Consider the following 18789-nt stretch of genomic DNA (forward strand, 5'->3'; position numbering starts at 1 on the left):
TCCCCACCCCCCCGCTCTCCCTTTTTCTGCCTACCTTGGTGGGTATGGGGTGACAGCGGGCTCGGGGTTGTTGGGTGGCGGGGCGCAGGCCCACCGAACTCCCGTCATCGTGTCTCGGTCAGCCGTGAGGTGAGGAACGCGAGGATCTCGTTGCGCGCGGCAATGGTCGGCTCGCCCGCGGCATCGATCAGGTGTGCCGTCACGACGCTGTGCGGGCTCGCCACCACGTCCGCGAAGAACGGCGGGGGCGTGGGGTCGGCCGCGCTGTCCGGGAGCACCGTGCCCACGAACCGGTCGCCGAGCGCTGACGCGTAGGCGGCGAAACGTTCGGCCCGGCACCACTTGTCGCCGGCGAACCGGTACGACAGCACGGTCAGGTCGTCCCGGTCGAGGCGGTCGCGTACCGCAGTCAGGTCTTCCGGTGCGATCTCCAGTCCGCCCGGGTCGTCGAGCGGGAGCGACGGCTGGCAGAGCACCGGTGCGAGGACCGACGCCTCGAGTGTCATGGTCAGCGCGAAGTTCCCGGTGAAGCACATGCCGACGGCGCCGATGCCGGGGCCGCCGCACTCCTCGTGGGCGGTTCGCGCCAGCGCGCGGAGCCATTGGGTCACGGGACTGGTCCGGTTTGCGCCGAACGCCCGGAACTCGGCGCTCACGCACGCCCGCTGCATCACGGCGCTGCCGTCCTCGGTCGTCGGCACCGCACCGTCGCGCCCGAACAGCGACGGCAGGTACACGGTGAAGCCGGCGTCGCGCACCCACCGCGCGAACCGGGCCACGTGCGGGCTGATTCCGGGCATCTCCGGCATGACGACGACGGCCGGGCCCGCGCCGGAGACGAGCACGACCTTCGTGACCGAATCGAAGGTGACGTCGCGCCGTTCGAAGTCGTCGAGCGGATCGTCCACGGTCGTGTCGTGCGGTGTCATCTGTGGGTTCCTGTTCGTTGTCGGTCACTGAACAGGTCGAGTCTCGTGGCCGGCGGACCGGGGGACGAGGGGCGGGATCGCCACCTTTCGGGTCGATCCGGCCAGGGTGGCTCGGGTGAGCTTCCCCGATGACGCCGAAAACGCGTGTTGCCGGGCAACCAATCTGGTGCCCGGCAACACGCGCAGAGGGGAGACCGGTTACGACAGGCTGGAGACCGAGCCGCCGAATTCGACCACGCCGGAGAGCAGATCGCCCGCGCCGGAAAGCAAGTCGCCGAAGTCGCCGAGCGCGCTCAGCAGTTCGATGATCTGATCGAAATCCATGAAGAGTCCTTCTCGTCGTGCATGGAACCACGCCATGCGGTGTCAGGGCAGAGCGCCTCAGTTCTAGGCGTCGAACCTGGGTTCACCCTGGCAGCCGCCTGGGAATCCGATCCCCGCCCGGGGCGGCAACCTCAACGAGCGCGGAACCGGCGGCGGAACTCGGCGGGACCGATTCCGACGCGATCGACGAACATCCGCCGCAGCGTGCCGGGATCCTGGTACCCGACCCGACGCGGGATGTCGCCGATCGGGACATCGGTGTCGGCGAGAAGCCTTTTGGCGGCAGCGATCCGTGCCTCCTGCAGGAAGGCCAACGGCGTCCGACCCTCCTCACCGCCGTACCTGCGCAAGAGGGTTCGGGTGCTGACGTGGAACGCATCCGCCAGCCGGGACAGGTTGTAGGGCTCCGTGAGGTGATCGACCAGCCAGCGCTGCACCGCGGTCGCGAAGGGGCCGGACGTCGTCGGCACCATCGACTCGACGACGTACGGCGCCTGGCTGGCCCGGTTCTCCGATACCAGGGTGATGCGGGCAGTCGCACGGGCGACGCTCGCGCCGAGGTGGTCTCGCACGATCGCGGTCGCGAGGTCGAGGGATGCACTGAACGCGGCGGTGGTGGTGACGTGGCCGTCGCCGACGACCAGCGACTCCGCGCACACCGTCGACCGCGGATATCGCCGAGCCAGCTGCGACGCGAACAGCCACGAAGTCGTCGACCGTCGTCCGTCCAGCACACCGGCCTCACCCAGCAGGAATGCGCCGACGCACACCGACGCGATCCGGGTGTTGTGGCGCGCCGCCGCTCGGAGGAAGTCGATCTCGCGGCCGCGATCGGCGAGCCGGACGTCGAGGTCCTCGGTGGGGGAGACGTCGAATCCCGGCACGACGAGGAGATCGAACCGGTGATGCCATCGCTGCGCGCCGATCGTGAACCCGCCCGCGGCGGCCACCGGGCCGTCCCCAGCGGCGACGACCGTGGTCCGGAACAGGTCGGTACGGGAGGTGCCGTTCTCGCGGGCGACCCGGTTGGCGATGCGGAGGATGTCGGAGACGGCGAACACCTCCGTCGCGAAACAGTCGTCGTACGCGAGGATTCCGATCCGCATGGCACCCACTCCCGAGACGGCCGCCGGTGGGGAGGCCACGAGAGTGCAAGGCTAGACCCGGGAGTCCTTCCGGTCCGGAGGCGGACCGGAAGGACTCCCGGGTTGTGTCAGCGCCTGCGGAGGCGGCCGACGACGAGCAGGGCGACGAGCGTGACGGCGAGCAGGAGGGTGGTGTTTGCGGCGGCCTGGAACACCTGGCCCCGGTCTGTGAGGCCGAAGATGGTCACCGGCAGGGTCTTCCAAGTAGCCGGGTACACCATCACGGTGGCGCCGAGCTCTCCCATGGACAGCGCGATCGACAGGCCGGCGGCGGCGCCGATCGCGGGCAGCAGCAAGGGGAGCGTCACCCGCAGCAGTACCCGGGCGGGCCCGGCGCCGAGCGACTCGGCGGCCTGCCGGTAGGCGGGGTCGAGGCGGTCGAGCGCGGCGGAGACCGAGCTGAACGCGAACGCAAGCACCAGCACCGTGTGCGCGAGGATCACGATCCACTTGGTGCCGCCGAGCAACAGCGGCTTCGAGTTGAACGCGACCAGCAGCCCGAGCCCGATCGCCACCGAGGGCACCGCGATCGGCAGGTGGAACACCGCATCGGTGGCCTTGCGCAGCCACACCGGCGCCTCGCGTGCCGCGAGCGCGGCCCAGGTGCCGACGGCCAGCGCGATCGCGCCTGCGATGAACGCGGTCTGCAGGCTCACCGCCAGGCTCGCCAGGTTCTCGTCGGTCAGCGCGGCCGCGAAGTGCTTGCCACCCAGATCGGATGGCAGCGGTCCGGTCCACGACCCGGCCAGCGCCGCCGCGACGACCGTCGCGATAGGGGCCACGAACACCACCGCGACAACCAGCCCGAACACGGTCAGCGTCAACGCCCTAGCCCGCGTTGTCCACAGCAGCACGGCTGCCTCCCATCGGTCGGTTGAACAGAACCCGGTAGCCGACGTACAGCGCCACCGACAGCGCCACCTGGACGGTGGCGATCACCGCGGCGCCGGGCAGGTCGAAGGTGACGATGCCGCGGGTGTAGATCAGCACCGGTAGCGTCACGACGTCCTTGGCGCCGGTGAACAGCACGATGCCGAACTCGTTGAGCGTCAACAGCAGGACGAGCGAGCCGCCGGACATCAGGGCCGGCCACGCCTCCGGCATGACCACCGTGCGCAGCACCCGCCACGGGGACGCGCCGAGGCCGGCGGCCACGTCGAGCTGCTCACGCGGCATCTGGGTGAACGCGGCGAGCAGCGGGCGGACCACGAACGGCGTGAAGAAGGTGACCTCCGCGGCGATCACGCCGAGCGGGGTGGAGAGGAAGTTCAGCGGACCGTGCTCGGCGCCGGTGATCCGGGTGATCAGCGCGTTGACCGCGCCCGCGGTGCCGTACAGGAAGGTGAACGCCAGGGTGATCAGGAACGACGGCAGCGAGAGCACGGTGTCGATCAGGCGGCCCACCACCTTGGACCCGGGGAACGGCACGAACGCGAGGACCAGGGCCAGGAAGGTGCCGAGCAGCATCGCGCCGAGTGTGGACAGGGCCGCGATCTGCACGGTGCGCCACAGCGCGGTGCGGAACAGCTGCGACCCGAGGACCTCGCCCCAGGTGGACCAGCCGCGGCCGTCGTCGGTGACCGTCGACTCCGCCAGAACGCGGGCCATCGGGTACACGGCGAAACCGAGGACCAGCAGCAGCGGCGGCAGCGCCCACAGCGTCGGACCCCACCGGCGCGGCCGGGGGCGCGCCGGGGTGGGATCGAGGAAGGGCGGCCGCTCCAGCACGGGAGCGTTCACGGGACCGGCCTCGGGGCCGGGACGAGCACCGCGCTCCCGTCGGGGAACCTCACACCCACCGGGGTGCCGATCGGCCGGTCGTCGTGCCCGGTGACGTCGACGTGGAGGGGGTGCTCCGGCATCCCGGCGAGCGTCACGGTCAGGCGGGTGGTGGCGCCGCGCCATACGCTGCCGGTCACGGCGGCGCGCAGCGCGCCCCGGTCGGCGGGCCCGGTCAACTCGACGGCGTGCGGCCGGATGCACAGCAGCGCAGCCGAGTCGGCGGCCTCCCAGTCGGTGGCGCCGATCTCCGGTCGCGGAGCCTGCGCGGTGACGGGGAGCCCGGCCAGCGAGACCAGCGCGGACGTGCCGATCACCCGGCTCACCGTGCACGGCAGCAGGTTCGCCCCACCGAGGAACGCGGCGGTGAAGCTGCTCGGGGGCCGCTTCCACAGGTTCTCGGTGGTGTCCACGTCCACCAGGCGGGCGTCGCGCATCACGGCGATCCGGTCCGCCAGCGCGAGCGCCTCGGACTGGTCGTGGGTGACGTACAGCATCGCGGTGTCCGGCAGGGCGGCGCGCAGCTGCTGCAGTTCGGCGAGCATGGACTGGCGCAGCTGGGCGTCGAGCGCGGCGAGCGGCTCGTCGAGCAGCAGCACCTTCGGCCGGATCGCCAGTGCCCGCGCGATCGCCACCCGCTGCTGCTGTCCGCCCGACAGTTCGCGGGGAAACCGCTTGCCGTAGGCGGACATCCCGACCATCGCGAGCGCGTCGTCGACCCGGCCGCCGATCTCGGACCGCGGCACCCGCTGGGACCGGAGCCCGAACGCGACGTTCTCCGCGACCCGCATGTGCGGGAACAGGGCGTAGGACTGGACGACGACGCCGATGCCCCGTTTGGCCGGCGGCAGGTCGGTGATGTCGACGCCGCCGAGGCGGACGGTGCCCGACACCGGGCGGTTGAACCCGGCCAGTGCCTTGAGCGCGGTCGACTTGCCCGACCCGCTCGGCCCGAGCAGGGCCACGGTCTCGCCCGGTGCCACCCGCAGGTTGAAGTCGACCAACGCCCGGGTGGCGCCGCGGCCGCGCCCGTAGGCGACGTTGACGCGATCGAACTGGATCGCGGGAGAGGTGGTGCCGACCGTGCCGCCGTCGATCTCGGTGGCCGCCTGGCGCCACCGGGCGTTGATCCGCGTCATGTCAGTTCCCGGTGGCCTTCTGGTAGGCGGCGACGTCGGCGTCGAGGTCCCGCAGCACGTCGTTCCAGTTCGGGGTCCACACGTCGACGCCTGCGAGGACACCCGCCGGCGTGTTCTGGCCGGCCGACGCGGTGGTGGCGGCGAGGTCGCTGCGGACCGACACCCCCAGCGCCTTGGTGCCGACGGCCTGCTGCGCAGTCTCCGAGAGCAGGTACTCCATCAGCTTCTTCGCCTCGTCCTCCTGCGGCGCGCCCTTCGCCAGACCCATCACGTAGGGCAGGGCGACGGTGGTGCGGGTGCCGTCCGCGTTGGCGGGGAAGAACAACCCGAACTTCGAGCCGTCGTCCTTGATCGACGCCAGATTCATCTGCACGTCGCCGTTGGCCACGAGCAGTTCGCCGTTGCTGACCTTCGGCTGCAGCTTGCCGGTCGACGACGAGGGGCCGACGTTGTTGGTCTGCAGTTTGCCCAGGTAGTCCAGTGCGCCGTCCTTGCCCCTGAGGTGCTGGAGCAGCAGCAGTACCGCGGTGCCGTCGCCGGCCTGGCCGGGAGTCGAGTACTGCAGCTTGCCCTTGTACTGCTCGGTGAGCAGGTCGTCCCAGCTGGTGGGGGCCGGGTTCGCGGCGGGGTTGGCGATGAACGAGAGGTAGTTGTTCACCACGGGCACGTAGGTGCCGGCGGGATCCTGTTCGGCGGTGAGGACCATCGAGGTGTCGATGCCGCTGGGCTGCAGCAGGCCCTGCGCGGCGGCCTTCTGGATGAACGGCGGCAGCGTGACGACGACGTCGGCCTGCGGGTTGGACTGCTCCTTCTCCACACGGGAGACGACCTCGCCGGACCCGGCCTCGACGAGGTTGACGGCGATGCCGGTTTCCTCGGTGAACGCCTCGAACTGCGGGTTGTACCAGTTCGCGAGCCCGTCGGCGCTGTAGACGGTGACGACGCCGGAGCCGTCGGAGTTCGCGGCGGTGCCGGTGCCGCCGCAGGCGGTCAGGGTCAGGGTTGTTGCGGCCAGTGCGGCCGCGGCGACGGCGGGGCGGATCCGGAAGGGGCGCATCGATTTCCTCGCTCGGGGTGAAGGGAGTGTGGGTGAATGCTTCGTAGGGCGGGCGGCTAGCGGTCGGAAAGGATCAGATCCGCGAACTCGCGAACCGACGGCAGTACGGCGGTGGCACCGGCGGCACGCAGCTGCGCCTCGTCGTGGGCTCCGGTCAGGGTTCCGGCGACGACGGACGCGCCCGCCCGCAGGCCCGACGTGATGTCGTTGGCGGTGTCGCCGAGAACGGCGACCTCGCGCACGTCGTCGACCTGCAGCCGAAGCAGCGCGGTGAGGATCAGATCGGGGTAGGGGCGACCGCGCCCGGCGTCGGATGGCGCCAGGGTCAGGTCGGCGAGGGCCCGCCACCCGAGCGCTGCGAGCAGCTTGTCCTGGGTGCCGCGGCTGAATCCGGTGGTCAGCGCCACCTTGATGCCGTTCTCGCGCAGCGCGGTGATCGTCTCGGCGGCACCGGGAATCGGTTCGGCGCCGATCTCGTCGATCAGCCCGTCGTAAGTGGCCTCGAACGCCGCGTTGGCGGCCTGGGCGCGATCCTCGTCCCCTCCGGTCAGCGCGCGGAACACGACGATCTTGGACTGACCCATGGTGTCGATGACGTACTGCCGGGCGGCCTCGGCCTCGGGACCTTCGGCGGGCAGGCCCGCGGCGTCGGCGGCTGCCGCGAACGCCCTCAGCACGAGCCCGTCGTCGGCGACGGTGGTGCCGGCCATGTCGAGGACGGCGAGTCGGATCTGGTTGTCGGACATGGTGTCTCCTGTTCCTGCAGGCCGACCTGGTCGGCGGCGTCCTAGCAGCCGACCAGGTCAGCGGTGTCCTAGAGGCCGAGTTGTTCGGCGGTCTGCTCGGCGAGCGCCGGTCCGAGGGTCATGCCGCGACCGCCCGGTCCCGCGACGACCCACACGTTCTCGGCCGGTTGACCGCGGTGAACCAGCTCGCCCGGGTCGAGGTGCTGGCTGTAGACGCCTGCCCAGCGCTTGACGACGTGGGGGAGCTTGCGGCCCAGCAGTTCCTCCGCCACCGATGTGAGGTGTTCGTAGGGCGCCTCGTCGACGTCGAAGTCGAACGGCTCGTCGTACTCGTGGGTGTCGCCGATGGTCAGGCCCCCGTGCAGTCGCTGCACGCACAACAACTGCATCCGGTGCGCCGCCGCGGTCGGGGTCTGCGCCTGCGCCGACTTCAGGGCGTCGAGGGCGCTGCCCGCGAAGCCGGGGTAGTAGCGCAGGCTGTCGCCGTCGGCGATCGCGGTGGTCAGCGGTTCGCCGAGCGGGGCGGTCTGCATCATCTGCAGCCGGACCCGCCGCAGCGGCAGTTCGCCTGCCAGGTCGCGGGCCAGGCCGCCGAGGGTGGCGCCCGGGCACACGATCGCGAGGTCGGCGTCGAAGGTGCGGCCGTGGTCGTCGCGGATGTGGACGCCGGCGGCGTCGCTGGTGACCTCGCGGGCCTCGGTGGACGCGTGGAACGTGTAGCGCCCGCTCGCCTGAAGGTGCGCGCGGATCGCGGGCAGGGTGACCCGGGACTCGACGGCGCCGTCGCGGGTGCAGTGCAGGCCCGCGAGGTACTTGCCGCGCAGGGCCGGGTTGACGGCGCGGACCCGCTCCGGGTCGAGGAGCGCGAAGCCGCGAGCGGCGGCGGCGGGGCGGGCGAGCACCTCCTCGGCGACCGCCACCTCCTCCGGGGTGCGGAGCAGGGTCAGTGAGCCGGCCGGTCGGAAACCGATGGCGGGGACGCGGGCGGCCAGATCGGCCCACAGTTCACGCGAGCGCAGTGCGGCGTCCAGTTCGTGTTCGGCCCGCCCGGACACCCAGACCAGGCCGAAGTTGCGTACCGTGGCACCGCGCGCCTCGGGTTCGCGTTCGAGGTGGACCACCTCGTGTCCTCTGCGGATCGCCTCGTCGGCATGCGCCGTGCCGAGGATCCCGCCTCCCACAATTGCAATTCGCATGGGGCACAGCCTGACCATTGGTCTAGACCATCTGGGAGACGCCCGGGAAAGGGCAGATGAACAATTGGTATAGACCAAAAACTGTGTACGCTGACGGACGTGAACGACGACACGTCCGTGCTCGAAGAGACTGCTGCGCTGTCTGATTCGCGTCGCAACGGGCTCGATGGCAGGGCCGGGCGCGGCGTCCGCGCAGTCGCGTCCCGCGTGGGCGCCGCGGCGGTGGCATCGTGACGGCCGAGAGCCTGCCCAAGCACTACATCGTGCGGACGCACGTCGAGGACCTGCTCGCGGACCTCGTCGCGGGTGACCCGGTGCCTGCCGAGCGGGAACTCGCGGCCACCTGCGGAGTCTCCCGGGAGACCGTTCGTCAGGCGCTGCACGAGCTGCTGGTCGCCGGCCGGATCGAACGCCGGGGGAGGGGCACCGTCGTCGCGCGCCCGAAGCTGGTCCAGCCCCTCTCTCTCGGTTCCTACACCGAGGGCGCACTGAGCCAGGGGCGCGAACCGGGCCGAATCCTGGTGCGGTGGGAAGAGATCGACGCCCACGAGAGACTGGCCGAGATCCTCGAGATCGCCGTCGGCGATCGGGTGATCCACCTCGAACGCGTCCTGCTCGCCGACGGCGAGCGCATCGGACTCGAGAGCACCTACCTGCCGCTGTACCGCTTCCCGGATCTCGCGGACACGTTCGACCCCGAGAGCTCCCTGTATGCGGCGATCCGCGCGAAGGGAATCGGGTTCGCGACGGCCACCGAGCGGATCGAGACCGCTCTGCCCACCCCGCGCGAGGCAGGGCTCGTCGAGTCGAGCACGGCGATGCCGATGCTGAAACTGCACCGCGTGTCCCGCGACGCCGCGGGGGTCCCGATCGAGCGCGTGCGATCGCTGTACCGGGGGGACCGGATGGCATTCGTGACCGAACTCCGCTGACTTCCGGGTGCCGCCGACACCTCGATGCGACGAATTCCGCCCGAGCGGTACCGCATCGGGGGAGCGCGACGGACAATGGGCACACGCGTTCCTCATCGACGAAGGGGTGGCGAAGTGAATCGGTTCGAGCTCCCGCAGACGTTGCGTCGATCCGCGAAGGAGGTGCAGGAGGCCTTCGCGACGGCCCACGAGACGGCGGTCAGGCGGTACGGCGAGGGTGAAGAAGCCCAGCGTGCAGCCTATGGAGAGCTCAAACAGAGCTACGAACTCGAGACGGATCACTGGGTACCCAAGTCGGGATAGTGCCCGCGCCGCTCACTGGGCCAGTAGACCGGATCCCATCGCGGCGTAGATCAACATGAACGTCATCAAGGCCCAGCCGGCGCCCTGCCACGCCGGCCAGGTGCCGCCGTGCCGCCAGACCGTGTAGGTGTGCACGAACGCGCCGATCCCGCCGACCATCAGTATCGCCGCGGGTGCGATCGCGAGCAGATAGCGGTCGGCCGTCGCACACACCATCGTCGACGCAGTGGTGCAGTCGCTGCGGCCCAGATACGCCCAGAGTGCGGCGAGTCCCATCACCGCCAGGGCCGCGGCGAGCACGACGACCGCGTAGCGGGTTGCTCGCCGGATCTCCGGCGGATCGTTCCACCGCTTCTCGACGTCGTCCGACATCGTTCGCCTCCCGCTGCCGGGACCGGGTCCCGCAGTCCACGCTACGCGCGGCCTGGTGTGGCGGCGTCGCCTCGGCTCAGGCCTGTGATGTCCCGTTGCCGTGTGTGACGGGGCGAGGCCACTCGCGACCCGTGTGCTGCTCGATCTCGAGGTTGAAGCGTTCGAGGAGGTTCGCAAAGGTTGTTCGATCGTCGTCGTCCCAGCTCTCGAGCATGCTGGCGACCCCGCCGGCCTTCCCCGCCCGTTCCTCCTCGAGGCGGATTCGGCCTTCGTCGGTGATCAGGAACTTGCGAGCCATTCCCCCGTCGGGATCTGGGATGCGTTGAACCAGGCCGGAATTGAGCATCGCGGTCGTCTGCCGGCTCAAGGTGGAGGTGTCCAGGCCGAATGCCTCGCTCAGTTCGCCGACGGACATCGGCCCCTGCGCGCTGATCCGGCTGAGCAGAAGGTACGCGCTGTTGTCGAGGTGGCCGGTGCCGCGGCGAGGATGGGTGAGGTGTCGCGTGAGCAGCATGGTCTCGAACTCGATGCGGTCCGCGGCCGTGGTCATGTGCATCCTTTCCTCTTCCCCCGAGCGTAGATCCTCTTCCTCCGTGCGGAGATCCCTGAAGTCGCCTTCTGTGTGGGTGCGGCCGAACGGGCGAATTGTGCTTTACATCCGATTTGTACCATACATGCGGGTTGCATGTTGCATGTGACGTGCATCATGCAACACCATTGTATCGTGCAAATTATGTGTATTGTGCAAGTAATGTGCACTGGGCACAGTCCGTGCCGGCCGCAACGGCCCCGCACAAAATTCTCGATTGTGAAGTAGTGAGGAGTGTCCTTTGGGAGGGCAGAAATCCGCCGTGAACCCCAACGGTCTCGTTGGGGTTCTGGCATTCACCGGCATCGTCGCCGCGCTCATGCAGACGCTGGTCGTCCCGCTGATCGGCGACCTGCCGCACATCCTGAACACCACCGCGTCGAACGCGTCCTGGATCGTCACCGCGACGCTGGTCGCCGGCGCGGTGTGCGTCCCGATCACCGGCCGCCTCGGCGACATCTACGGCAAGCGTCGCATGCTGCTGATCTGCACGGTGCCGCTGATCCTGGGCTCGGTCGTGTGCGCACTCGCGACGTCCGTGATTCCGATGATCGCCGGACGTGCGCTGCAGGGCATGGGCATGGGCCTGATCCCGATCGGCATCAGCGCCATGCGTGACCTGATCCCGACGGAGAAGCTGAACTCCTCCATCGCGCTGATGAGCGCGTCCATGGGCATCGGCGGCGCACTCGGTCTGCCGCTTGCCGCGGCCGTCGCCCAGAATGCCAGCTGGCGAGCGCTGTTCTGGGGTGCCGCCGCGCTGAGCGTCGTCATCGCGGTGCTGATCTGGAAGATCGTGCCTGCCATCCCGGCCGATTCCGATGCCGGCAAGTTCGATCCGGTCGGCGCCCTCGGCCTCGGCATCGGGCTGGTGTGCCTGCTGCTCGGTGTGTCCAAGGGTGCCGACTGGGGCTGGGGTAGCGGCACCATCGTCGGCCTGTTCGTTGCCGCGGTGCTCGTCCTGCTGGCCTGGGGCTGGTGGGAGCTGCGCACCACCGATCCGCTGGTCGACCTCCGGACCACCGCGCGTCCGCAGGTGTTGCTGACCAACGTCGCCGGAATGGTCGTCGGCTTCGCGATGTACGCGCAGTCGCTGATCCTGCCGCAGCTGCTCCAGCTTCCCGAGTCGACCGGGTACGGCCTCGGGCAGTCGATGCTGGTCATGGGTCTGTGGATGATCCCCGGTGGCGTCGTGATGATGCTCGTGGCACCCATCGGAGCCAAGCTCTCCTCGGCTCGCGGGCCGAAGATCACCCTGATCGTCGGTGCCCTGATCATCGCGCTCGGCTACGCCTCGTCGATGCTGCTGATGGGCTCGGCCTGGGGTCTGATGATCGTCGCCTCCATCTGCGGTGCAGGCACCGGCTTCGCCTACGGCGCGATGCCCGCCCTGATCATGAGCGCGGTGCCGCACTCGGAGACCGCCTCGGCGAACGCCTTCAACACGCTCTCGCGGTCCCTGGGCACCTCGATTGCCGCCGCGGTCGTCGGGCTCGTCCTCGCCCAGATGAGCGTCCAGGTCGGCGACTACACACTGCCCACCGAGAACGGTTTCCGCACCGGCCTGCTGATCGGCTGTGGCGTCGCGCTCGTCGCCGCCGCCGTCGCCGCGTGCATCCCGTCCCGTCGCCCGGTGCAGGCTTCTGCACCGGAGGCGGAACTGGTCGGTGCGCGCAGCTGACCGACGTCGCGCACCCGTGCTGATCGGCGCCGTCGCGCCGGGGCCCGGCGGGCATCCCTCGTGGATGTCCGCCGGGCTCGTCCCTTCCCGCGTGGGCACGGCGCGTAGCCTTGACGCCATGTCTGTGCGCGCATCCCTGGTCCCCGGAACCGTCTCGCCGACGCTGTCGGTCCCCGCGAAGATCGAGCGACCCGAGTACGCCTGGAAGCCCACCGTCAACGAGGGCAACGAGCCGTGGGTGCAGACGCCCGAGACCATCGAGAAGATGCGGCTCGCAGGCCGAATCGCCGCGCAGGCCCTCCAGGAGGCGGGCAAGGCGGTCGCGCCGGGGGTGACCACCGACGAGCTCGACCGGATCGCCCACGAGTACATGATCGACCACGGCGCCTACCCGTCGACCCTGGGCTACAAGGACTTTCCCAAGTCCTGCTGCACCTCGCTGAACGAGGTGATCTGCCACGGCATCCCGGACTCGACGGTCATCCAGGACGGTGACATCGTCAACATCGACGTCACCGCCTACATCGACGGCGTGCACGGTGACACCAACGCGACCTTCCTTGCCGGTGACGTCTCCGAGGAGAACCGCCTGCTCGTCGAACGCACCCGCGAGGCGACGATGCGCGCCATCAAGGCGGTCAAGCCGGGCCGCGAGCTCAACGTCATCGGCCGGGTCATCGAGTCCTACGCCAACCGATTCGGCTACGGCGTCGTCCGCGACTTCACCGGGCACGGCATCGGCGAGACCTTCCACAACGGGCTGGTGATCCTGCACTACGACCAGCCGAACGTGGACACCGTCATCGAGCCGGGCATGGTGTTCACCATCGAGCCGATGATCAACCTCGGCACCGTCGACTACGAGATCTGGGACGACAACTGGACCGTCGTCACCAAGGACCGCAAGTGGACCGCGCAGTTCGAGCACACCATCGTCGTCACCGAAACGGGCAACGAGATCCTCACGCTCCCGTGAGTGGTGGCAATTCCCACGCTCGGGTGAGCGGTGCGCTGCTCGTCGCCGGTACCACCTCCGACGCCGGGAAGAGCGTCCTCGTGGCCGGGCTGTGCCGGCTGCTGGCCCGTCGCGGCGTCTCGGTGGCGCCGTTCAAGGCGCAGAACATGTCCAACAATTCCGTCGTCACCCTGGACGGTGGGGAGATCGGACGGGCGCAGGCGCTGCAGGCGCGGGCCTGCGGGCTCGCGCCGAGTGTCCGGTTCAACCCGGTGCTGCTCAAGCCGGGCAGCGACCGCACCTCGCAGCTCGTCGTGCGCGGGAAGGCCGTCACCTCGGTCGGCGCCCGCGACTACATGGCGCACCGGCAGTGGCTGCGCGGGGTGGTCGCCGACGAACTCGCCTCGCTGCGAGCCGAATTCGACGTGGTGATCTGCGAGGGTGCCGGGTCGCCCGCCGAGATCAACCTGCGCACCACCGACCTGGCGAACATGGGTCTGGCCCGCGCCGCGGACCTCCCGGTGCTCGTCGTCGGTGACATCGACCGCGGGGGAGTGCTGGCCCACCTGTTCGGCACCGTCGCCGTTCTCGACCCCGACGACCAGGCGCTGATCGCAGGCTTCGTCGTCAACAAGTTCCGCGGGGACGTCGCTCTGCTCGAACCGGGCCTGCGCCAACTGGAATCGCTGACCGGCCGTCCCACCCTCGGCGTGGTCCCGTTCGCCGAGGGACTGTGGATCGATGCCGAGGACTCGCTGTCCACGGTCGCCGACGCACCGGTCGGCCGGCCCGCGCCGCCGCGGGGCCGGGACTGGTTGCGGGTGGCCGCGATCCGGCTGCCGCGGGTGTCCAATGCGACCGACGTCGAGGCACTGGCCTGCGAGCCGGGCGTATCGGTGCACTGGGTGAGCGAACCGTCCCGGCTCGCCGACGTCGACCTGGTGGTGGTGCCGGGCAGCAAGTCCACGGTGTCGGATCTGGCGTGGCTGCGGTCGTCGGGGATCGCCGACGCCCTCGGCGACCGGGCCGCCGCGGGACTGCCGATTCTCGGAATCTGCGGCGGCTACCAGATGCTCGGCCGGAGGATCGTCGACACGGTCGAATCCGGCGCGGGAACCGTCGACGGGCTCGGCCTGCTCGACCTCGACATCGAGTTCGCCGCCGACAAGGTGCTGCGACAGGCGACCGGGACCGCGGAGGGGATCGTGGTGTCCGGTTACGAGATCCACCATGGTCGGGTGACCCGCACAGGCGACGCCCCGCTGCTCCGTCACGACGACGGGACCCCGGAGGGCAGCGTGCGCGGGTCGGTGTTCGGCACGCACTGGCACGGACTGCTCGAGTCGGACGAGTACCGGCGGGCCCTGCTCACCCGGATCGCCGCGGCGACCGGACGCGAGTTCGCCGTTGCCCCCGACACCTCGGTTGCCGCCGAGCGGGATTCCCAGCTCGACCTGCTCGCCGACCTGGTCGAGCGCAACGTCGACGTCGATGCGGTGCTCGCGCTGATCGAAAGCGGAGCGCCGCGGGACCTTCCGACGATCACGAGCGGACTCGGGTCGGCGGCCGACGCCTGAGCTCGGGTCACAACGTCGAGCGGCGCAGCGCCACCCATCCACTCGCGAGGGCGAGCAGTGCGAGGACCAGTGGCAGCACCACCATCGGAACCACTCGCGGCATGTCCACGAACCACGAGCCGATTGCGGGCCACCAGCGTGCCCAGGTGATCACGATCGCTGCCAGTCCGAGTGTGCCCACGGCCCCGACGATCGCCGCGAGCAGTCCGGTGGTGCGCCATCGCTGGTAGATCGCTCCGGCGAGTACCGCGATCCCCGCGGTCAGCAGCATGATCGCGAACAGCGAAAGCAGCTGCACGAGCGGATTGTCCGTGAAGTAGCGTGCGATCCCGAACATCCGCATGTACACGCCCCACCCGTTGGTGGCGCTCTCGATTGCGGACAGCACCTGTACCGCGACCGCGAACACAGCCGACTGTCCGAGTGCCATCAGGACCGTCGCGCCGTAGAACTCGCGGCGGGTGACGCTCAGTCCCAGGGCGAACGGGAAGGTCTGGGTCAGGGCCTGGATGTAGAACGCGATCATGAACCCGAGCAGGGCCGTGACGCTGCCGGTGAAACCCTCACCTTCCTCGTTCCCGACCAGGAAGTAGATCGTCCAGCTGATCGCGAAGGACACCGCGAGGATCCCGACGGGCCATGCGATCAGCAGCGGCCAGGCGACGGTGTGCAGGCGGAGCACCGATCCGATCCGGGAAGGTCGGGTGGCGTGTGTGTCCGCCGTGGCGGTCAGGGTGGCTGCGGTCATGACGTCGACTCCTGCGTGGTGGTTCGGATGACGAGTTCCTGGAGTGATGCCGGTTCGAGCGTTGCGCCGGCGGCGATCAGTCGGGCCCGGTCGGCCTCGTCCGCGGTGACCTGGACCGTGGCTCGCGTGTGGGAACCGAGCGATTCCTGGTGCAGGACGGTGCCTTTCGCGGTGAATGCGTCGACCGCCTCGGTGGGGCCGGACACGATCACCGCCCGGCGGCGCAGCGTCTCGGCATCGTCGTCGAGTACGATCCGACCCCGGTCCACGAGGATGACGTGCTCGAGCAGGTTCGCCACCTCGTCGATGAGATGGGTGGACAGCACGATCGTGCGGGGGTGCTCGGCGTAGTCCGCGAGCAGGCGGTCGTAGAACAGATGCCGGGCGACGGCGTCGAGGCCGAGGTACGGCTCGTCGAACAGCGTGAGCGGTGCTCGTGACGCGAGGCCGATGATCACCCCGAGGGCGGATTTCATGCCACGGGAGAGCTTCTTGACCTTGCGGCACAGCGGAAGTTGGAAGTCGTCGAGCAACAGCTCGGCGAAGCCGCGGTCCCACCGCTCCATCAGGTGTCCGGCGGCGGAGAGGACGTGCCCGACCCGGAGGTCGTCAGGGTAGGTCTGGCTCTCCTTGATGAAGCTGATGCTGCGCAGCACGCCCGCGTTCTCGAACGGGTTGGCGCCGAAGACCGAGACCTCGCCGGAGGTCTGGAGGCTCTGGCCGGTCAGGATCGACATGATCGTGGTCTTCCCTGCGCCGTTGCGTCCGAGCAGGCCGTAGATCTTGTCGCGCTCGATGTCGAACGAGATGTCCGAGAGTGCGTCGACGTCCCCGTAGCGCTTGTCGACGCCGTGCATCGAGGCGACGACCTCGCGCCCGGTCGACTTCCGGTCGGCGATCTGGGTGACGGTCAGGCTCCGGGTCATCGGGCCACCTCCCTCGTGTCGAGCATGGACTTGAGTTCGTCGAGCGGAATGCCCAGCCGATCGGCCTCGGCGACGAGGGGCTCGATGTACTGGCGCGCGAACGCTTCTCGCCGCCGGAAGCGGAGCGCTTCGCGCGCCCCTGGACTGACGAACATTCCAATTCCCCGTTTCTTGTAGAGGATCCCCTCGGCGACGAGCTGGTTGAGGCCCTTCGCGGCGGTCGCCGGATTGATCCGGTGGAACGCCGCGAGTTCGTTGGTCGAGGGGACCTGGGTCTCCTCGGGCAGCGAGCCGTCGATGATCTCGCCCTCGATCTGCTCGGCGATCTGCTGGAACAGTGGCCGGCCGTCGTCGATCACGGGACCGACCTCCCGCCCAGGCTCACTGGTTCATTACTCATGTAATGAACCATAGAAGCGGTTCGCGTGGAGGGCAACCCCTGGCTCCCTTGCCTGGGCACGGGTCGGGGAGCAGGCTGAGAGTGTTCGCCGCGACGGCACTTCCGTCGACGGGCCTCGGATGCCGGTCGTGATCGAATCGGTGGAGGCTGTGATGGCTGCAACGGAAGAAGTGAACCCACGGGCCTACAACAGTGTGTGGCAGTTCCGCGCGGACGCGTGGTGCCGGCTGGAGGCGGCCAGCGCGCACCTGGCGGGTCTGGCCGCACGCGGCGCGCCGCTCGACGAGCTGATCGAGCGAGTCGAGGGGCTGCTCGGCCAGATGCGGCCGTTCGAGCGGTACTGGGCCTATCCGGGATCGCAGAGTTTCGCCCGCATCCAGCGACAGTTCGCGGGCGGCGGATACGACAAGCTCGCCCGGACCGTTGCGCGGATCAACCGGGCGCTGGTCACCGGCTCGTACCGGAGCGGCGTACCGGCGTCCCCTGCCGACGGCGAGCACGAGGCTCTCGACGCCGACTCCGCGCGCAGCGAGGAGCCGGGTGCGGACCGACCGGAGCGTCACTACTTCGAGGTGCTCGTGGTCGAAAGGATGACGGAGGCACAGGAACTCGCCCTGCGCCGGGAGCTGCGGGCCTGGCGGCGACCGGACGACGAGTTCATCTACGAACTGGTCATCGTCGGCAGTGGCGACGACGCCGTCATCGCGGCGCGGCTGAACGTGAATCTGCAGGCGTGCGTGATCCGGCGTCGATTCGGCCACCGGTCGCAGCAGGATCTGACCGCCCTGTCGGACTTCGTCTACTCCGGTGTGGCGGAGAAGCTGGCCGGGCAGCCGCCGGACGAACGGACCCGGATCCTGGCCGGGGAGCTCGCCGACACCCGTCCGGAGCTCGACCTGTACCTGATGACCGAGATCGCGGTCGAGGACACCGCGGGCCGGCTCGGCCGGTACTTCCGGCGGGTGTTCCATGCGGGGGAGGGCTCGCTCGACCTGCACCTGAGTCTGCTCGAGGGCGTCGCGGCCCGGTATCGGACCCCGTTCTTCAGTGCACTGCGCGAATACAGTCACCGCCCGACCGGGGTCTTCCACGCGCTGCCGATCTCGCAGGGCAAGTCGATCGTCAACTCGCACTGGATCTCCGACATGGTGGACTTCTACGGGTTGGATGTGTTCCTGGCCGAGACCTCGGCCACGTGCGGCGGACTGGACTCGTTGCTCGAGCCGATCGGGCCGCTGCGTGATTCGCAGCGGCTGGCGGCGAAGACGTTCGGGTCGCGCCAGACGTACTTCGTCACCAACGGCACGTCGACGGCCAACAAGATCGTCGTCCAGGCCCTCATCGCGCCGGGCGACATCGTGTTGGTCGACCGCAACTGCCACCAGTCCCATCACTACGGTCTGATGCTCGCCGGCGCGCAGGTGACGTATCTGGACGCATACCCGCTGAGTCAGTACTCGATGTACGGCGCGGTGCCGCTGAGGGAGATCAAGTCCAGGCTGCTGGCGCTCCGCGCGGCCGGGAAACTGGACCGGGTCAAGCTGTTGATGCTGACCAACTGCACCTTCGACGGGATCATCTACGACGTCGAGCGGGTGATGGAAGAATGCCTGGCGATCAAGCCGGACCTGGTGTTCCTGTGGGACGAGGCGTGGTTCGCCTTCGCCCGGTTCCATCCGGTCTACCGCACCCGCACCGCGATGCATGCGGCGCAGGCGGTGCGCGAACGGTTGCGCGACCCCGCATCCAGGGCGGCCTACGACGCGCACGCCGAGCAGGTGCGGGGCGCCTCCGACGAGGAGCTGCTCGAACGGCGCCTGATGCCCGACCCGGCACGCGCCAGGGTGCGGGTCTACGCCACCCAGTCGACGCACAAGACGCTGACCTCGCTGCGACAGGGCTCGATGATCCACGTGTTCGACCAGGAATTCGACCAGAAGGTGGAGGTGTGGGCCATGTACGCCTCGTGGAAGGTCTCCTCCACCTTCTGG

At 69.4% G+C, this 18789-nt stretch carries 20 protein-coding genes and 1 pseudogene; 7 read left to right on the top strand and 14 right to left on the bottom strand.

Annotation, left to right across the window (positions count from 1 at the left end; all coding sequences use genetic code 11):
* Positions 1-104 precede the first annotated feature (104 nt).
* The 9 genes from ACWDU4_RS27100 to ACWDU4_RS27140 form a co-directional block, all read right to left on the bottom strand.
* A complete protein-coding gene (locus tag ACWDU4_RS27100; RefSeq protein ID WP_450117051.1) occupies positions 105-929 on the bottom strand; it encodes a dienelactone hydrolase family protein in 825 nt (274 codons plus the stop codon).
* Between the two features lie 198 nt (positions 930-1127).
* Positions 1128-1253, bottom strand: a complete 126-nt coding sequence (locus ACWDU4_RS27105) for a hypothetical protein (protein WP_450117052.1) — start codon at positions 1251-1253, stop codon at positions 1128-1130.
* Positions 1254-1384: 131 nt separating this feature from the next.
* On the bottom strand, positions 1385-2359 hold the full coding sequence (locus ACWDU4_RS27110) for a GlxA family transcriptional regulator (RefSeq protein ID WP_450117053.1): 975 nt from the start codon (positions 2357-2359) through the stop codon (positions 1385-1387).
* A gap of 107 nt (positions 2360-2466) precedes the next feature.
* Positions 2467-3252 carry an ABC transporter permease gene (locus ACWDU4_RS27115; protein WP_450117054.1) on the bottom strand — a complete coding sequence of 262 codons (786 nt, stop codon included), beginning with the start codon at positions 3250-3252 and terminating at the stop codon, positions 2467-2469.
* Positions 3227-4138 carry a 2-aminoethylphosphonate ABC transporter permease subunit gene (locus tag ACWDU4_RS27120; protein ID WP_450117055.1) on the bottom strand — a complete coding sequence of 304 codons (912 nt, stop codon included), beginning with the start codon at positions 4136-4138 and terminating at the stop codon, positions 3227-3229. Before ACWDU4_RS27120 ends, ACWDU4_RS27115 begins: the two co-directional genes overlap by 26 nt.
* Positions 4135-5316: an ABC transporter ATP-binding protein gene (locus ACWDU4_RS27125; RefSeq protein WP_450117056.1), complete on the bottom strand. Its 1182-nt coding sequence runs from the start codon at positions 5314-5316 to the stop codon at positions 4135-4137. The genes ACWDU4_RS27120 and ACWDU4_RS27125 overlap by 4 nt, the downstream gene beginning before the upstream one ends.
* A 1-nt stretch (position 5317) precedes the next feature.
* Positions 5318-6373 (bottom strand): 2-aminoethylphosphonate ABC transporter substrate-binding protein, encoded by a 1056-nt coding sequence (locus ACWDU4_RS27130; protein ID WP_450117057.1) that lies wholly within the window; start codon positions 6371-6373, stop codon positions 5318-5320.
* Between the two features lie 56 nt (positions 6374-6429).
* A complete protein-coding gene (locus tag ACWDU4_RS27135; RefSeq protein ID WP_450117058.1) occupies positions 6430-7119 on the bottom strand; it encodes a phosphonatase-like hydrolase in 690 nt (229 codons plus the stop codon).
* Positions 7120-7187: 68 nt separating this feature from the next.
* Positions 7188-8315 (bottom strand): TIGR03364 family FAD-dependent oxidoreductase, encoded by a 1128-nt coding sequence (locus ACWDU4_RS27140; RefSeq protein WP_450117059.1) that lies wholly within the window; start codon positions 8313-8315, stop codon positions 7188-7190.
* Between the two features lie 99 nt (positions 8316-8414).
* On the opposite strand from ACWDU4_RS27140, the gene ACWDU4_RS27145 reads away from it, so the two are divergent.
* The 3 genes from ACWDU4_RS27145 to ACWDU4_RS27155 all read left to right on the top strand — a co-directional run bounded on the left by ACWDU4_RS27145 (position 8415) and on the right by ACWDU4_RS27155 (position 9550).
* The gene (locus ACWDU4_RS27145) at positions 8415-8549 is read left to right on the top strand and encodes a hypothetical protein (protein ID WP_450117060.1); all 135 of its coding nucleotides are present in this window, start codon (positions 8415-8417) and stop codon (positions 8547-8549) included.
* Positions 8543-9247 (top strand): GntR family transcriptional regulator, encoded by a 705-nt coding sequence (locus ACWDU4_RS27150; RefSeq protein WP_450117070.1) that lies wholly within the window; start codon positions 8543-8545, stop codon positions 9245-9247. The genes ACWDU4_RS27145 and ACWDU4_RS27150 overlap by 7 nt, the downstream gene beginning before the upstream one ends.
* 75 nt (positions 9248-9322) lie before the next feature.
* The gene (locus tag ACWDU4_RS27155) at positions 9323-9550 is read left to right on the top strand and encodes a ChaB family protein (protein ID WP_450117061.1); all 228 of its coding nucleotides are present in this window, start codon (positions 9323-9325) and stop codon (positions 9548-9550) included.
* A 12-nt stretch (positions 9551-9562) separates the two neighbouring features.
* Here ACWDU4_RS27155 and ACWDU4_RS27160 read toward each other — a convergent pair whose 3' ends face one another.
* Both ACWDU4_RS27160 and ACWDU4_RS27165 read right to left on the bottom strand, forming a co-directional pair.
* On the bottom strand, positions 9563-9922 hold the full coding sequence (locus ACWDU4_RS27160) for a hypothetical protein (protein ID WP_450117062.1): 360 nt from the start codon (positions 9920-9922) through the stop codon (positions 9563-9565).
* A 76-nt stretch (positions 9923-9998) separates the two neighbouring features.
* Positions 9999-10472: a MarR family winged helix-turn-helix transcriptional regulator gene (locus ACWDU4_RS27165; protein WP_450117063.1), complete on the bottom strand. Its 474-nt coding sequence runs from the start codon at positions 10470-10472 to the stop codon at positions 9999-10001.
* Between the two features lie 280 nt (positions 10473-10752).
* On the opposite strand from ACWDU4_RS27165, the gene ACWDU4_RS27170 reads away from it, so the two are divergent.
* The 3 genes from ACWDU4_RS27170 to ACWDU4_RS27180 all read left to right on the top strand — a co-directional run bounded on the left by ACWDU4_RS27170 (position 10753) and on the right by ACWDU4_RS27180 (position 14724).
* Positions 10753-12192 (top strand): MFS transporter, encoded by a 1440-nt coding sequence (locus ACWDU4_RS27170; protein ID WP_450117064.1) that lies wholly within the window; start codon positions 10753-10755, stop codon positions 12190-12192.
* A 118-nt stretch (positions 12193-12310) separates the two neighbouring features.
* Positions 12311-13168 carry a type I methionyl aminopeptidase gene (gene map, locus ACWDU4_RS27175; protein WP_450117065.1) on the top strand — a complete coding sequence of 286 codons (858 nt, stop codon included), beginning with the start codon at positions 12311-12313 and terminating at the stop codon, positions 13166-13168.
* Positions 13169-13191: 23 nt separating this feature from the next.
* Complete coding sequence (locus ACWDU4_RS27180; protein ID WP_450117066.1) at positions 13192-14724, top strand: cobyric acid synthase; 1533 nt, start codon at positions 13192-13194, stop codon at positions 14722-14724.
* Between the two features lie 7 nt (positions 14725-14731).
* Here the strand turns inward: ACWDU4_RS27180 and ACWDU4_RS27185 are convergent, their stop codons facing one another.
* From ACWDU4_RS27185 to ACWDU4_RS27195, 3 genes are read right to left on the bottom strand one after another with little or no spacing between them, the layout of a single operon-like run.
* Positions 14732-15472 (bottom strand): ABC transporter permease, encoded by a 741-nt coding sequence (locus tag ACWDU4_RS27185; protein WP_450117067.1) that lies wholly within the window; start codon positions 15470-15472, stop codon positions 14732-14734.
* The gene (locus ACWDU4_RS27190; RefSeq protein WP_450117068.1) at positions 15469-16398 is read right to left on the bottom strand and encodes an ABC transporter ATP-binding protein; all 930 of its coding nucleotides are present in this window, start codon (positions 16396-16398) and stop codon (positions 15469-15471) included. The genes ACWDU4_RS27185 and ACWDU4_RS27190 overlap by 4 nt, the downstream gene beginning before the upstream one ends.
* Positions 16395-16757, bottom strand: a complete 363-nt coding sequence (locus ACWDU4_RS27195; protein WP_450117069.1) for a GntR family transcriptional regulator — start codon at positions 16755-16757, stop codon at positions 16395-16397. The genes ACWDU4_RS27190 and ACWDU4_RS27195 overlap by 4 nt, the downstream gene beginning before the upstream one ends.
* Positions 16758-16950: 193 nt before the next feature.
* On the opposite strand from ACWDU4_RS27195, the pseudogene ACWDU4_RS27200 reads away from it, so the two are divergent.
* A pseudogene (locus ACWDU4_RS27200) lies at positions 16951-18789 on the top strand (ornithine decarboxylase); the annotation flags it as partial.

The sequence above is a fragment of the Rhodococcus sp. NPDC003348 genome, from assembly GCF_053589375.1.

What these genes read in the sequence shown, in the direction of transcription:
- ACWDU4_RS27100 (WP_450117051.1), bottom strand. Translation starts at nt 929, where the DNA reads ATGACACCGCACGACACGACCGTGGACGATCCGCTCGACGACTTCGAA.
- ACWDU4_RS27105 (WP_450117052.1), bottom strand. Translation starts at nt 1,253, where the DNA reads ATGGATTTCGATCAGATCATCGAACTGCTGAGCGCGCTCGGCGACTTC.
- ACWDU4_RS27110 (WP_450117053.1), bottom strand. Translation starts at nt 2,359, where the DNA reads ATGCGGATCGGAATCCTCGCGTACGACGACTGTTTCGCGACGGAGGTG.
- ACWDU4_RS27125 (WP_450117056.1), bottom strand. Translation starts at nt 5,316, where the DNA reads ATGACGCGGATCAACGCCCGGTGGCGCCAGGCGGCCACCGAGATCGAC.
- ACWDU4_RS27130 (WP_450117057.1), bottom strand. Translation starts at nt 6,373, where the DNA reads ATGCGCCCCTTCCGGATCCGCCCCGCCGTCGCCGCGGCCGCACTGGCC.
- ACWDU4_RS27135 (WP_450117058.1), bottom strand. Translation starts at nt 7,119, where the DNA reads ATGTCCGACAACCAGATCCGACTCGCCGTCCTCGACATGGCCGGCACC.
- ACWDU4_RS27140 (WP_450117059.1), bottom strand. Translation starts at nt 8,315, where the DNA reads ATGCGAATTGCAATTGTGGGAGGCGGGATCCTCGGCACGGCGCATGCC.
- ACWDU4_RS27155 (WP_450117061.1), top strand. Translation starts at nt 9,323, where the DNA reads ATGGGCACACGCGTTCCTCATCGACGAAGGGGTGGCGAAGTGAATCGG.
- ACWDU4_RS27160 (WP_450117062.1), bottom strand. Translation starts at nt 9,922, where the DNA reads ATGTCGGACGACGTCGAGAAGCGGTGGAACGATCCGCCGGAGATCCGG.
- ACWDU4_RS27165 (WP_450117063.1), bottom strand. Translation starts at nt 10,472, where the DNA reads ATGACCACGGCCGCGGACCGCATCGAGTTCGAGACCATGCTGCTCACG.
- map (WP_450117065.1), top strand. Translation starts at nt 12,311, where the DNA reads ATGTCTGTGCGCGCATCCCTGGTCCCCGGAACCGTCTCGCCGACGCTG.
- ACWDU4_RS27185 (WP_450117067.1), bottom strand. Translation starts at nt 15,472, where the DNA reads ATGACCGCAGCCACCCTGACCGCCACGGCGGACACACACGCCACCCGA.
- ACWDU4_RS27190 (WP_450117068.1), bottom strand. Translation starts at nt 16,398, where the DNA reads ATGACCCGGAGCCTGACCGTCACCCAGATCGCCGACCGGAAGTCGACC.